Origin of the sequence: Brevibacillus brevis, assembly GCF_900637055.1 — a bacterium.
GTDB classification, from domain to species: domain Bacteria; phylum Bacillota; class Bacilli; order Brevibacillales; family Brevibacillaceae; genus Brevibacillus; species Brevibacillus brevis.
The window spans coordinates 3,349,649-3,364,355 of the sequence record NZ_LR134338.1 but is presented as its reverse complement, the minus strand read 5'-3'; the positions used below and the strand labels follow the sequence as shown (position 1 = coordinate 3,364,355).

The 14,707-nt window shown below is 47.6% G+C and carries 10 protein-coding genes; all 10 read left to right on the top strand.

Annotated features, from left to right (window positions below):
* The first annotated feature begins 29 nt into the window (after positions 1 to 29).
* The 10 genes from EL268_RS15885 to EL268_RS15840 all read left to right on the top strand — a co-directional run bounded on the left by EL268_RS15885 (position 30) and on the right by EL268_RS15840 (position 14,597).
* Positions 30 to 1,025 (top strand): aliphatic sulfonate ABC transporter substrate-binding protein, encoded by a 996-nt coding sequence (locus EL268_RS15885; RefSeq protein WP_106655139.1) that lies wholly within the window; start codon positions 30 to 32, stop codon positions 1,023 to 1,025.
* An 80-nt stretch (positions 1,026 to 1,105) separates the two neighbouring features.
* Entirely contained in the window at positions 1,106 to 1,966 is an 861-nt protein-coding gene (gene kynA / locus EL268_RS15880; RefSeq protein ID WP_106655140.1) for a tryptophan 2,3-dioxygenase, read from the top strand.
* A 199-nt stretch (positions 1,967 to 2,165) separates the two neighbouring features.
* The gene (locus tag EL268_RS15875; protein WP_174769403.1) at positions 2,166 to 3,266 is read left to right on the top strand and encodes an ATP-binding protein; all 1,101 of its coding nucleotides are present in this window, start codon (positions 2,166 to 2,168) and stop codon (positions 3,264 to 3,266) included.
* Positions 3,227 to 5,629 carry a DUF5682 family protein gene (locus EL268_RS15870; protein ID WP_106655142.1) on the top strand — a complete coding sequence of 801 codons (2,403 nt, stop codon included), beginning with the start codon at positions 3,227 to 3,229 and terminating at the stop codon, positions 5,627 to 5,629. The genes EL268_RS15875 and EL268_RS15870 overlap by 40 nt, the downstream gene beginning before the upstream one ends.
* Positions 5,614 to 6,753: a VWA domain-containing protein gene (locus EL268_RS15865; protein WP_106655143.1), complete on the top strand. Its 1,140-nt coding sequence runs from the start codon at positions 5,614 to 5,616 to the stop codon at positions 6,751 to 6,753. The genes EL268_RS15870 and EL268_RS15865 overlap by 16 nt, the downstream gene beginning before the upstream one ends.
* Positions 6,754 to 6,772: 19 nt before the next feature.
* Complete coding sequence (locus tag EL268_RS15860; protein ID WP_106655144.1) at positions 6,773 to 10,240, top strand: DUF4132 domain-containing protein; 3,468 nt, start codon at positions 6,773 to 6,775, stop codon at positions 10,238 to 10,240.
* A 2-nt stretch (positions 10,241 to 10,242) separates the two neighbouring features.
* On the top strand, positions 10,243 to 11,901 hold the full coding sequence (locus EL268_RS15855; RefSeq protein WP_106655145.1) for a hypothetical protein: 1,659 nt from the start codon (positions 10,243 to 10,245) through the stop codon (positions 11,899 to 11,901).
* Between the two features lie 24 nt (positions 11,902 to 11,925).
* A complete protein-coding gene (locus EL268_RS15850; RefSeq protein WP_106655146.1) occupies positions 11,926 to 12,216 on the top strand; it encodes a hypothetical protein in 291 nt (96 codons plus the stop codon).
* Between the two features lie 69 nt (positions 12,217 to 12,285).
* Positions 12,286 to 12,849, top strand: a complete 564-nt coding sequence (locus EL268_RS15845; protein ID WP_307724109.1) for a GNAT family N-acetyltransferase — start codon at positions 12,286 to 12,288, stop codon at positions 12,847 to 12,849.
* A 170-nt stretch (positions 12,850 to 13,019) separates the two neighbouring features.
* Positions 13,020 to 14,597, top strand: coding sequence for a glutathione ABC transporter substrate-binding protein (locus EL268_RS15840; RefSeq protein WP_106655147.1), 1,578 nt, complete (start codon positions 13,020 to 13,022; stop codon positions 14,595 to 14,597).
* Positions 14,598 to 14,707: the final 110 nt, after the last annotated feature.

The window sequence follows — 14,707 nt, the reverse complement described above, 5'->3', positions numbered from 1 at the left end:
GAAAAATGGCCTAAGGAGTGTGTCGTCATATGCTTAAAAAAGTGCTCAGTACCGTTGTCGCATCCCTATTGTTGATGGGGGTTGCGAGCGGTTGCTCTACTGGCGGAGCAGAATCCTCTGAGAAGGAAGTAAGGATCGGATATTTCCCAAATCTGACCCATAGTGCAACGATTATCGCGCTGGAGAAAGGCTATTTCAAGGAAGCTTTTGGTGCGGATGTAAAGATTCAAACAAAAACGGTCACCAATGGCGGATTGTTTATGGAAGCGATGGCAACCAAAGCAATTGATGTAGGGACAGTCGGACCTGGACCGCTGTTGAACTTTTATGTGAAGCACCCCGGGTATCGTTTGATTTCAGGTGCGGTCAATGGCGGAGCTGTGCTCGTCATGAATGGTTCAGCCAACATTACGGAACTAAAAGATTTAAAAGGCAAAAAAATCGCGATTCCGGTTATCGGCAGCACACAGGATGTCATGCTTAGAAAAGCATTGAATGAGGTTGGTCTCAAACCGACGACGAATGGTGGAGATGTGGAACTGTATGCGGCGGCTCCAGCAGATACGGCAGCATTATTCGTGCAAAAATCCGTTGATGGTGCAGCAACTCAAGAGCCATGGGGATATGTACTGGAAAATCAGGCAGAAGGAAAATTGCTTTTGGACTGGGATCAATTCGCTTGGGGCAAAGAATCAACCAATACTGTCGTAGCAGCCAGCGATGAGTTTCTGAAACGAGAAGGATTGGCAACCGCCTATCTGCAAGCACATAAAAAGGCAGTCAAATTCATTCAGGAAAATCCCGAAGAAAGCCAAGACCTGATCATCAAGCATTTGAAAGGTCTGACTGGCAAAGAACTGAGCAAAAAAGAAGTGCAGGCAGCCTTTTCCCGTTTGGAAGTAACAACGGCGGTCAATGAAAAAGTCATTCAGGAAATGGCCGATATCAGCCAGGAAGCCGGCTATATTTCCAGTAATAAAATCGACGGCTTGATCGATTTGAAATATTTAGAAGCATCGAAATAATATCGGGTAAGAAGAAGGGAGATCCAGCAGGAGGAACGAGGGGTGGAAAGGAATTAGATGGGAAAGGAGGTCATGCCGCGATGAGACCACATGAACAAGGAAGTAATCAACCAAACGACACTTCAATGGAGACGCAGATTCATACTGATTTCCAAAAAGAGATGACGTACGGCGATTATTTACAGCTCGATCAAATCTTGTCGAGTCAACAATGCCAATCCAGCCATCATGATGAAATGCTGTTTATTATCATTCATCAGGTGAGTGAGCTATGGATGAAACAAATTTTGCATGAACTGTCAGCAGCAAATGAGTGCATCTGCAATCACGATCTGGAGCCTGCTTTCAAAATGTTCGCGCGAGTCTCGCGTATCCAGCAGCAATTGATTAAATCGTGGGATGTCCTTTCTACATTGACGCCAGCAGACTACCTCCAGTTCCGTGACAAGCTGGGTCATTCGTCCGGTTTTCAATCCTATCAAAACCGACTCATCGAATTTACGCTAGGTTATAAGAACCAGCATGTCCTAGCGGTGTATGTGCATCAACCGAAGCTTCACGCCCAAATGAGTGCGGCCTTGCAGCAGCCTAGCATTTACGATGCGGCGATCAGGGAGATGGCTGCCCGTGGCTTGCCGATTGATCCGGAATGCTTGAATCGCGATTGGTCACAGCCATACCAACCCAATCAGAGTGTAGAGCAAGCCTGGCTGACCGTGTATCGAAATGTGAACCAGTATTGGGATCTGTACGAGTTGGCAGAAAAGCTGGTGGATATCGCCAGTCAGCAACAGCAATGGCGTTTTAACCATATGACGACAGTTGAACGCATCATAGGCCAAAAGCCGGGAACAGGAGGGTCATCAGGCGTCATGTACTTGCGTAGAGCGCTCGATCACCGTTTTTTCCCTGAGCTGTGGAGCTTGCGGACACAGTTGTAGAAAAGTTCATCAAAAAAAGCAAGAAAAGCGTCTTGGGGACCCAGGGCGCTTTTTTTCGTGTAGTACTCATTTCACATCTTTTCACATATCCTTCCTAATATTGGGTACAAATACCCTTCTTTTCCTGACAAACATATGTTTTCATTTTTACTAGTATACATATTTTTCAAGAACAACCAGAAATGGAGTGGGCACTTGGATGGAAACAATGAAGCCACCTATGGAAGTGTTATATGCCAAACAGCTGAATGCACTGCGATCCCATGATACAGGGACAAAACCTCCCAATTGGCTGATGTCGCCCAGAGCTGTGCGCGATTTTATTTTAGGAACAGATGACCCCCTCTCTTATGAGGGCGAAAGTATAACGATTACGAAGAAGTTTTATGGAGACGATGTGCTTATTGAGCGTGCAATCGTCACGTTGGCAGGCAATCGCGGCTTGATGCTCGTCGGTGAACCTGGAACGGCAAAGACGATGCTGTCTGAGCTGCTGTCTGCGGCCATCTCCGGAACGAGCACGAATACGATCCAAGGCACGGCAGGAACGACTGAGGATATGATCAAATACTCCTGGAACTACGCGATGCTGCTGGACAAAGGTCCTTCGCTGCAAGCGCTGGTTCCTTCCCCGTTATACACCGGAATGAGCAAGGGAATCATTACCCGTTTTGAAGAAATTACCCGTTGCCCGTTTGAGGTCCAAGACGTGTTGATTAGTATTTTGAGCGACAAGGTGATGAACATCCCCGAGCTGTCAGACGGCATCCTGTTTGCGAAGCCCGGTTTTAATATCATCGCAACAGCGAATCTGCGGGACAAAGGCGTCAATGAAATGAGCAGCGCGCTCAAACGCCGTTTTAACTTCGAGACAATCGCGCCGATTAATCATGTGAAAATGGAAGCACAAATTATCGAATCCCAAGCAAAAGTGATTCTGGAGCAAAGTGGCGTAAACATCGAAATCGATCGGGATGTGGTTGAGATATTGGCGACGACCTTCATGGAACTGCGTATGGGCGAGACCAAGGAAGGTTTCAAAATCGATTCCCCTCAATCCGTGATGAGTACAGCCGAAGCCGTATCCGTCTATGTTCAAAGTGCGATGACGTCCCATTACTATGATGGCAGGCCAATTTCCATGGATCGACTGGTACAGAACATGCTGGGAGCGGTCGTCAAGGAAAATCAAAAGGACGCAAATATCCTGAAAACCTACTTTACCAAAGTGGTCAAAGAACGGGCAAAGGAAGAGGGTCTATGGGGAACGTATTACAACGAGAAGAAATGGATCAAATAAACAGTCAGGACCGCTTCATAAAGTCATTCGTCGAAGAAGAGGTCTACAACCTCAGCAAACAGGTTGTCTATTTCCCGGTTCGTCATCATAGTCCTGCCTGCGCGTTTCATTTGAAAAAAACAATCGAAGAGTATCAACCGGAAATCATTCTGATTGAAGGCCCGGACCATAGCAATCATATCATTCCGATCTTGACGGATGAACGGACGAAGCCTCCTGTGAGCATTTATTACGCGTACGCCTCAGGGGAGAAAAAATACGTCTGTTACTTTCCGTTTCTTCTGTATTCGCCGGAATATGTGGCCTTGGTCGAAGCAAAACGCCGGCAGATTCCTGCTGCTTTCATTGATCTAAGCTACGGAAGCCGCCTCGAAAGCTTGGAAGACGGCCATGATTTGAAAAAGAAGAATGAAAAGCTGTCCTATCACGATGAGCGCATGCTGGCAGGCTCGCAGTTTATTCAGCGATTGTGCCAGACGATGAAATGCCGGAACTTCGATGAGCTATGGGAAAAGGTTTTTGAGATTGATGGTATTCGCAAACAGACGCAGGATTTCGTGAAGGATGTCTTTGCCTACTGCTACCTGTCTCGAAAATGCTATGATGACGCTACGTTGGAAGCGGAAGGCGATTTGATTCGCGAGGCGCACATGCGTCAAAAAATTGCAGAGGCAAAGAAAAAACATGCGAGAATTCTCGTGATTACCGGGGGCTTTCATACATACGGACTCATTGAGGAGCGCAAGACTCCCTACAAGATACAAAAGGTGCAGGAAGAAAAAATATATCCGATGGTGTACACGTACCAGGAAGCAGATCAGTTGAATGGATACGCAAGCGGGATGCCGTACGTTCACTACTACGAGAGTGTGTGGAAGGCACTGGAGAAGAAGGAGCGTGCTCCCTTCTCGAAAAGCGCCTTGATGTACCTCCCTCAACTGCTCATAAGGCTTCGTGACAAAGGAGAAACGACGTCAACTGCGGATGCAATCGAAGCGTACAGCCTCATGAACGGCTTGGCTGTCATGCGGGAAAAGGCGGAGGGCGGTGCCTATGAGTTGATCGATTCCGTTCTCTCTGCTTTTACAAAAGGCGAACGCTCGATTGCAACTTCACAGCCGATCGAGACATTGCGAGAGCTGTTGACAGGAGATGGAATCGGGGAGGTAGCCCCCAATTCACTGGATGTGCCCATCGTTCGCGATTGCAAAGACAGATGTAAATCGCTAAAGCTCGCGATCACGACAACAGGGCGCAATCAGAAGGTGCTCGAATTGTATGCCAAGAAGTCGCATCGCGAAGCCAGCCAGTTTTTTCACTGCATGCAGTTCTTGGGTACAGAGTTTTGCGCCAAAGAAGCAGGACCAGACTGGATGAACAACCGAAATGTCAATCTTGTCCGAGAAACATGGCGCTACAGCTATTCCTCCTTCGTCGAAGCCCGACTGATTGAGAGCTCGGTGTACGGTGGGACGGTGAAGGAGGCAGCTTCGCAAAAGCTAGCCGATATGGTAAAAGAAATGCCGCAGCACCAGAGCCATGAGCTGGCAAAATGGCTCTTGATGGCGGTCGTCATGGGATTGGAAGAGCTATCGGAAAGGCTCTTTGAATTTGTAGAAGAGTCCGTTCGGCAGGATGGACATTTTCTCTCTCTTTGCAAAACGTTGAAGACACTCACGATTCTTTTGGAACAAAAACGGTTGTTCGGTCTTATCGAAACAGAACGGCTGGAGAGCTTGGTGGAAGAGGTATATTACCAGGCTGTGACCAAAATCGTCGAGCAGGGAAACCCGAACCCCAACGAACTGGATGAGTTGGCCGATCAGCTCAAATTCCTCTACATGCTGAGTGAGAAGAGACAGGCAGATGATTCCCGAGAGATTTTCAGTGATCAACTGCTGGAATTGATGCGTAACGACAAGCTCCCCGCAAAACTGGTGGGGGTAGTGGTCGCAATCTTGTGCAATCTCGAAGTGTTAGAGCGCGCAGAAATCTCCCGACGTGCACGTGCATATATGTTCGGCTCGCCTGAGCAAATGCTGCATACCGCCGCGTATTTACATGGCGTCTTTATCGTGGCTCGTGACTACCTCTTCCATCAGGAAGAAATCCTGCGCGATCTGCACCAGATGATTACATCCTTGGCCTACAACGACTTTTTGCAGGTGGTGCCCGAACTGCGATTGGCGTTTACATATTTTAGCCCAATGGAAATTAGTATGCTCTCGGAAAAAGTGGCAGCTCTCTTTCAAACGACGGTGGAACAAGTCACGAATCCAGTCATCGATGAGCGTACCTTGCGTGATGCCCGCATGCTCGATCAAGCGATCAAGGAGGAGTTTGCCAAATGGAACCTGATTTGAGCCGCGAAGCCTTGAACCGCTGGCGGTTGTTATTAGGCTCTCATGCCGAGGAATCATTGGAAGGCAGCGGGGTCTATCAATCATCCGAGTTTTCCTATCAGGAACTAGACTCGATTCTTGAATTTTTATACAACCGTGAATACGGAGAAGAGCAAGGCTATCGAAAAGAAGGCGGCCGGGGAGATTCGGCATTGACGGTTCCCTCCTGGCTGAATAAAATCCGCAAGCTGTTTCCCAAAAAAACGGTAGAAATCCTTGAGCGGCAAGCTCTGGACCGCTATAACATGACAGAGCTGTTGACAGACAAAAAAGTGTTGGAAAGCATGGAGCCCAACATGACCCTCTTGAAAAACATCCTCCAATTTAAAGGCAGGATGAAAGGAGAGGTCGTGAAAAGTGCAAAGGAAATTGTACGCAAGGTCGTAGACGATCTGCGGCGTCAGCTTGAGAATGAAGTGCAGACCAGCATCGTCGGCAAACGCAATCGCCACAAGCGCGGCTATACGAAGTCGATGAAAAATCTGGATGTCCATAAAACGATTCGCAAAAACTTGAAAAACTACGACCGCAAAAAAAGCCGTTTTATCATCGATGAACTGTATTTCCATAGCAATATCCAGCATCACAACAAATGGAACATCGTCATTGTCGTGGACGAGAGCGGCAGTATGATGGACTCTGTGATTTACAGCTCCGTTATGGCAAGCATTTTTTACAAGCTCGCTGCCTTAAAGACGCATTTGGTTATTTTTGATACGAAGGTCGTTGATTTGAGCGACAGACTGGATGATCCGGTCGATGTGCTGATGAGTGTGCAGCTTGGTGGGGGGACTCATATTGCCCAGGCGCTCAAATACGGTAGAACACTGCTCGAAAATCCATCGAAGACGATATTTATCCTCGTCAGCGATTTGGAGGAGGGCTATCCGATCAAGGAAATGTATCGCCAAAGCAAGGAAATTATAGACGCGGGCTGCAAGTTTTTAGTGCTGACGGCTTTGGATTTCAATGGCAACGCTACGTACAACCAGCATGCTGCACGGGTATTGAGCGATATGGGAGCAAATGTCGCCGCGATCACGCCTGATGAGCTCGCGCAATGGATTGGTAAAGTTATCAAATAGAGAGAAGGAGGAGTAAGGAATGGTTTTACGAAAGACAGATCTCAATCCGGTTACGAAGAAATTTGTGGAGGAGTTTATCAGTGCAAGTGATCGAAACAAGCATTTGTACGATCAAATCGCTGATTACGTTGCAGGTGACACAGACGAATGCCCGGAAATCGCAGAGGACCCGCGGTTTTACAGCTATACGATTCGATCCGAATTTGACAAGCTGAAAAAACGCGGCGAGGAGCTGGCTTTCTACCGAGCAGCTGTATTGATCTACAAGGCAAGTAACCGTTTTTACGATAAGAAAAACGTAATGGATGAGTGCTTCCTGGACCAGATCGAACTGCAAAGTATGAAGGAAATTAGTGATGCTGATATCCGTGCTAGAGATCAGAAAGCATTGGAGGCCATGAGAAAAACGGCCGAGCATTTTGGGCCTGCGTTGTTTGGCGAATTTTTGGTAAAAGCCGCGGAGGATTATCGCGTAAGCATCAGCCGTGACTACTCCTCGACATTTGATCGGGCCAAATTTTTGCTGTTCATTTCATATGCGTACACGATTTCTCCGAGCGTATTGGAGGAAGCAAAAGAAAAGCTGATGCCGATCTACTATTACCTGCTTACAGGTGATACGCGCGAATTTATAAAAGAGCTGCATACCATTGCAAAAGAAGTCGTGACCATGCAGTTTTCGAGCAACAATTTACTGACGAACGAGTCGTTGTACCCTTCGTTCGTCAAAGAAAAAAAGGCTGCGCTGCGAGAAAAGTATTATCAAGGAGAGCAGGTCAAGGAAGGCTCCCTTTTGAATCAGAAGCATTTGAAGCGTTATATGGAGCTGGTCATCAGCTTGCTGTATTTCCGCATTCACGTCAAAGGCGGGACCAGTGCATTTCTGAAGAAGGAAGAGGAGATCGATCGGGAGCTGCACGACACCTTGCAAATCTTTTTTGACATGTTCCCGCTTGATATCCTGTCCGAAGATAAGAGACTGGCTGGCCTTGTGCAGATGGAGGAGCCTTACGATCTACTGCTGGGACTTCGCGAGCATTTGCTATCTCCCCCGACGCTCTGGGAGCAGGTGAAACAGCTGGCGCTTGAAGATGTAACCAAATCGAGACGAGCGCTTGAGCTTGCTTCAATCCCGATGGTCAAAGGATTTTTATACAAAACGCTGGCGGTAGCAGGCGTGGATCTCTCCGATTTCCAGCCTTCTTTGGAAGGGATTATTCAAGACGCGCTGCGACGTGCGAAGGGCTCGACGAAGCTGGCGAGCTATTTGGATGGAAAAGCTGCCCTAGAGGATGTGCTCGAGCATGTGCATATGGAGGACGTACAACTCGTAAGACAGCAGATGATCCTGTTGAGCTTCTTGCCTGTAGACCATCCGTTTATTGCGCGTCTGATTCCGTTCATGTGCCACTACAAAGACAATTCCAATCGCAGAGTAGGCCATATGTGCTTTGCTCATGCGTTCCAGGATCGATTGACCGGCATCATCGATCATTACCGGAAGGACGAAGCTGTAGATGTCCAGACACTTTTCTATCAGATTTTGTCGATCAAGGAGATGCACTATTATTACACAGACGTCAATGAAGAAGTGTATCGTTCATTGGTCGTAGCGAATCCGGAGATGAGTCTGGCTCAATTTGACAAGCTGGATACGGAGCTTCGCGTGTTTGTGATGCAAACCCTATTGGCGGCAAAGGAGACGCTGTCTGAGAAATTGCGGAACCAAGCGATTCTGCTCGGGTTGGCTGACAGCTCGAAGAAAGTGAGCGGCCTTGCTGGTTCAGCGTTTCTTCAGGCCAAAGACAAGGAGCTTTATTTGCACGTTTATCAAACCGAGAAAAAAGCAAAGGTCAAGGAAATGGCGCTTGATGCGATTCGCTCCCTGGACAATAACAAGGAGATTTTCCAGGAGCTATTGACAACAGAAAAGAGCAGCAAATTTAAAACGCTGCTGCAAACATTTATCGACGCCGAGGAGCAAGGGCCAGATGCGAGTTTGACCCATTTGGGCAATCTGACCGACAAGCGCAAGCTCACACGGATTAAATGGATGCCACTGGAGCGCATGCCAGTCCTTCGCGACCAAGACGGCAACGAGCTGGGCCAAGAAGTAATGGAGTACATGCTAACCGCTTCGATCGAATTCCCGACAGCACCAAACCCGTTGGTGCTTGACTTGAAACCTTCTCTGCAAGCGGCATCTGTTGCTGACTTTACCGTAGAAGCATTGCGTACATGGCTCGATAATGGAGCAGTCGCCAAAGAAAAATGGATCATGCCGCTCTGCGTCGCTTTCGGAGATCGACGTATAGTCGATACGATTGGTCAGTTGATTAAGGAATGGACAGATCACTCTCGCGGTGCTTTGGCTGCGGATGGCGTGCGTGCCCTGTCGTTCTCAAATGATTTGACTGCACTGCGTCTCATCGACCAGATCAAGCGTACGATCAAAAACAGGCAAGTCAAAACAGCAGCAGAAGAGGCGCTTTCCATGGCGGCTGCGAATCAGAACATTTCCGCGATGGAACTGGAAGACCGATTGGTAACTACGCTTGGTTTCGATGCATCCGGCAAGCAAGTGTTTGACTACGGAGACCGCACCTTCACGGTCAAAGTAAGCAACGAGCTGGAGCTGGAAGTTACGAACGACAGTACAGGAAAAGCGGTAAAAAATCTGCCTGCGCCGTCCGCGAAAGACGATCAGGAGAAGGCAGAACAAGCGCGATTGACTTTTGCTCAATTGAAAAAAGACCTGAAAAATATGGTGAAGGTACAATCTCTTCGTTTGGAGGAGTCCCTGTCCAAATCGCGTTATTGGTCAACGGCAGCATGGAAACGTCTCTTTGTAGAGAACGTGTTGATGCAAAAATTCGCAATTGGACTGATCTGGGGTGTATACGAGGACGGAAAGCTCGTAGATACGTTCCGCTATATGGACGATGGGACATTTAACACCGTGGACGAGGATGAGTATGAGCTGGCAGATGAGCAGCTCATTGGCTTGATTCACCCACTGGAGCTGGACGAAGAGACGTTGAACGGCTGGCGTACTCAGCTGGAAGATTACGAAATTACACAACCATTCGAGCAGTTGAATCGGGAAGCGTTCCTGCCTACGGAAGAAGAAGTAAAAGCCAATGAATTGCTCCGCCTGCCTGTTGAATCGTACTCACCTACTGCTTTTGCAAAAATGATGGAGAAATTCGGCTGGGTCAAAGGAACGCCGCTCGATGCCGGTTATTATTACGAGTTTTACAAACTGTATGACGGTATGGTGGCTGAGTTGAAAATCAGCGGGGCGAGCATTTCGTATTGGGAAGGAATGGAGGATGTGAAGCTGGAAGCGTTGGCTTTCTTTCCAAATAAAGATGCCGAGTACAAGCATTTTTACTTCAAACCAGTGGATCGGCTGAAGCTCACTGATATTCCAACACGCATTTTCAGCGAGACCGTCTATGATGTCATGCGAGCAGCAGGAAAATAACGATGGCGGATTTCACATCAGAATTTCATCGGTTTATCGCACTGTGCAACGAAGAGTATCTGATCAAATACGCGAACAAAGGAATATACAATCGTTCCATCAAGGAAATGGAAAAAGGAATGACTGTTTCCTACGAGTTCGGGGACGATTACGTCGAGTGTGCGCTGTCAGATGACAGCGTATGCCGACTTCATGCAGATATTGATCGCTTTTCCTGCTCATGTCCATCAGACAAGATATGCAAGCATGTCATCATCGCCATCGTCTACTATGCCGAAAACCATTTGCAAGCAGGAGCAGGAAACGAGGTAGAGCTGGAGACCTACAAGCCTGACTTTAGCTGGCTGTTGCAATTGCAGCCGTCTCACATTAGCAAGGCTTTTACCCCAGCGCAGCTGGAAGAAGTGCTGTTTCGCCTCGACTATTTCGAGGAGATGGATGTCGCTGAAACATCCTTTTTAACCATGACATTGCGCACCCAGGATATATCCGTTTCTTTTGACAGTGATTCGGAGATCGGGAAGAGTATGTGCACCTGCAAGGCAAAAGGCAATTGCTTGCATAAGCTGGAGGTCATTTTGCGCTATCGGGCTATGCATCAGTTACAGGATCGTGAGCAGTTACAAGCATCCGTAACCGATGTCAGCTATGAAACCGATGTCGTAGCAGAAGCCAAAGCCCTGATCGCAGAGATTCTTGGCATCGGCTTGGCGAAGCTATCCCAGACGATTTGTACTCGGCTGGAGCTGCTTGCTATCGCTGCGCATAACGGCAATCTTCCCCGCGTAGAAAAGGACATTCGCGGCATTCATGGGGAGCTGAACTTATTTTTTCAGCGTCATGTCAAGTTTTCAACGGAAGCGTTACTCGACCGACTTTCCCGGGTGTACCTTAGTTTGCTTGCCCTAGAGAAGGCCGATCAAACCGAAGCGAAAAAGCAGCTGCTCGGCAGCTTCAAGAGTAAGTACCATATGGTTCCGCAGTTAAGTCTGTATGCATTGGGAGCGAATCCATGGGAGACGCGGTCAGGGTACAAGGGGATTACGTATTACTTTTATTCGCTTTCTGATCAGCGCATCTACACGTATACAGAAGCGCGCCCCGTATATTATGAAGGCATATCCTTTTCCTTTAAGGACAGCTATAAAGGCAAGGTACCCTGGGGAGAGTTGATCTCCATGGAGGAGCTCTCTCATTCACAGGTCATCCTGACACAGGCGAAGACGAATCGGGAGCAGCGCTTGTCTTCCAGTGAAGAGACGCGGCTAACCATCGTCCCCAGGGACAATATCGAAGAACTGGATCTGGGCAAGGTGTTCATTCGCGATTGGTCAAATGGTTGGAAGGACGCGGCAGGCGATATGTTTGAGACTGCGTTGGACTCGGTTTTTCTATTGAAAGCGAAGCAGTTCAACCAAGTCGAATTCGATCAGAAGACGCAGCAGTTGATTCTGACGATCGAAGACGAGCAATGTCATTCTCTCCAATTAAGCATCTCCTATCAGGGGGAATTCGCCCGCAATATACGTCATCTCGAGCAAAACAAACGGCTGCTAGAGTTGCGCGATGTGTATTTGCTTGTGCAAAAAATAGGAGATGGGCTTTATCCGATCAGCATCATGCAGGGCAAATCGCTGACGAGCTTTAAGTTAGACCTATAGACGGTGAGGGAGTGGACGTAAATCATGGAGGAGCTATATTCCTTAACCGAAAAGCTGACGGAATGGCAGGAACGCTTGTTACTCAAAGGAATCCATAAACTTGACAAGCAAGATTTGCAGGAGCTGAAAAAGCTGCAAGAGCTCGCGACCGAATACGATATGAGCTTCCTCGGCTCATTGATAGAAGATCTGCAAGTGGAGGGCAATCGCTATTTGCAGGAAGTAAAAGCGGATGCGGAGTTGTTAACACAGCAGTATTTGTATGTGGTGCAGTACGTCAATATGATGAAAAAGCCTTTGACTCGGTCATCGTAATTCGGGTGTAGGAAAGGAAGAGAGATTCGTAAAGAGTCTCTCTTTTTCTATAGCTCGTGGTATTACCCTGTGCTATCCTTTTTCTGGAAAGGGGTTGATGCTTGTGAATCTGTGGGAAGGATAGATTACGCGCCGTCGTTCCCGAGGATTGGCAGAAGTTTCACAAAAAATGATCAAGATTCGGAGATAGCAAGAGCATCTGATGCCATTTATTTTCCTAGATCGGAAGCTGGAGCAAGATTGTGGACAGAGCAGCAAGCAGCCAGAGTCCCTGACGGAGACAATATGCGGCTTGCGATTGAAACCTTGGATGGAGAATTGGTAGGCACGATCAACTCGCATCACTGTGATTCCCGGAATGGAAATTTTCAATATGGAGTGGCCATTTTCCGCGACTATCATCGCAGAGGATATGCTTCGGAAGCCGTAAAGATTTTTCTCACCTATTTTTTTCAGGAGCTGCGTTATGAGAAAGTAACGGCACATGTTTTTGCTTTTAACGAAACATCGAAACGATTGCAGGAACACCTCGGCTTTCAACTGGAAGGCACGCTTCGGAATATGATCTATACGAACGGCCAACATTATGATGAATACATATATGGGCTGTTAAAAAGTGAATTTGTCAGATAGTCTTGAACAACTCTCTCGCTGCTATAGGGGAGAGTTTTTTGTTTATATATAAAGTTGTAAAGAAACTGAAAATAAAGGTAAACAAAATGAACATGTAATGACAGAATATTATCTAAAATAAAACATGTTTGAATGCTAAAACATTTGTAACAAGAATTGGGGGAACACAGATGAAAAAGAAGAGCTTTTATCACACGCTGATTGCCATGACGATCGCGATATCTACGGCTTTGGCAGGGTGTTCGTCGGGGCAGGATGCGTCCACTAACCCTGGACAAGCAGGGGGTACTGCGGAAGCTGGCAAAACAGGAGGAACCCTCGTCATCGCTCGTCTGTCCGATGCGAACAACCTCGACCCGCATTTCCTGTCCCAAATCCCTTCAGCAGCAATCGTTCATCACAAAGTATACGAAGGGCTTGTGCGCATGGATAAAGAAAGCAAATACGTCCCATCCCTGGCAAGCGAGTGGAAGCAGCTCGATGACCTGACGTGGGAGTTCAAGCTTCGTCAAGGCGTGACGTTCCATGATGGCGCACCTTTCAATGCGGAAGCAGTAAAGGCTACAATCGCGCGCGTTCAGGACCCTGCCGTTGGCTCTAGCCGGATGAATATGTTTGAAGCCATCAAAGAAGTGAAAGTGGTAGATGAGTACACGGTACAATTTCTTTTGAATTATCCGTACGCACCGCTCTTGTCTGTTTTGGCGAGTGCAGAGGGTAGCATCATCAGCCCGAAAGCCATTGAACAATATGGAAAAGATTTGAGCAAGAATCCAACTGGTACGGGCCCGTACAAATTCGAGAAATGGACGCCGGGCCAAGAAGTGATTCTCGTAAGAAATGATAACTACTATGGCGGTACACCAAATTTGGAGAAAGTCGTTTTCAAAACCGTACCGGAAGACACGACGCGCCTTGCCATGGTTGAGACAGGAGAAGTTCACGTGGCAGAAAACCTGCCTGTAACAGACATTGATCGCGTGCAAAATTCTGCATCGATGCAATTGGGTCGATACCCTGGTTTCTCTGTCGATCATATCGGATTGAATACAAAGAAAAAGCCGTTTGATGATGTGCGTGTCCGCCAAGCCATTGCCCACGCAATCGACAAGAAAACCATTATTGAAGGCGTTTACAACAGCGTAGGAACGCCAGCGCACTCCTCGATTACACCAGCGATGGTTGGGTACAGCCCGAATGTAAAAGACATTCCGTATGACGTCGAGAAAGCGAAGCAATTGCTCGCAGAGGCTGGATATCCAAACGGCTTCAAAGCAAAAATCGCGTTGAATGACAACAAGGCACGGATTAGCGTAGCCGAGGTTTTGCAGCAACAGCTGAAGCCAATTGGTATTGACCTGCAACTGGATGTGATGGAATTCGGGGCTTATATCGAAGCAGCGTCCAAAGGTGAGACTGACCTGTTCATGAGTGGATGGGGAAATGCTACGGGCGATGCCGACTACAACCAAGCGAACCTGTATCACTCGAAAGCACATGGCGCCCCGGGTAATCATTCCTTCTACAACAATCCGGAAGTAGACAAGCTGATTGACGAAGGACGCAAAGAAACAGACGCAGAAAAACGGAAGCAACTCTATGAAAAAGCACAACAAATCGAAATGAACGAAGCTCCGCTCATTCCGTTCCGATTCTCCGAGAACTTGGCGGCGATTCAAAAGAATGTGCAGGGTGTATGGATTAGCCCTGCTGGTCATATTGAGATTGACGAAGTAACGATTCAATAATACGAGGCGCCGCTGACATGATTATGTCAGTGGCGTTTTCATATACGCTGGAATAAAGAGGGAAATTTAGATTTAGTTGTAGAAGTTTCTAATTTATCCTGTGTGAAGTA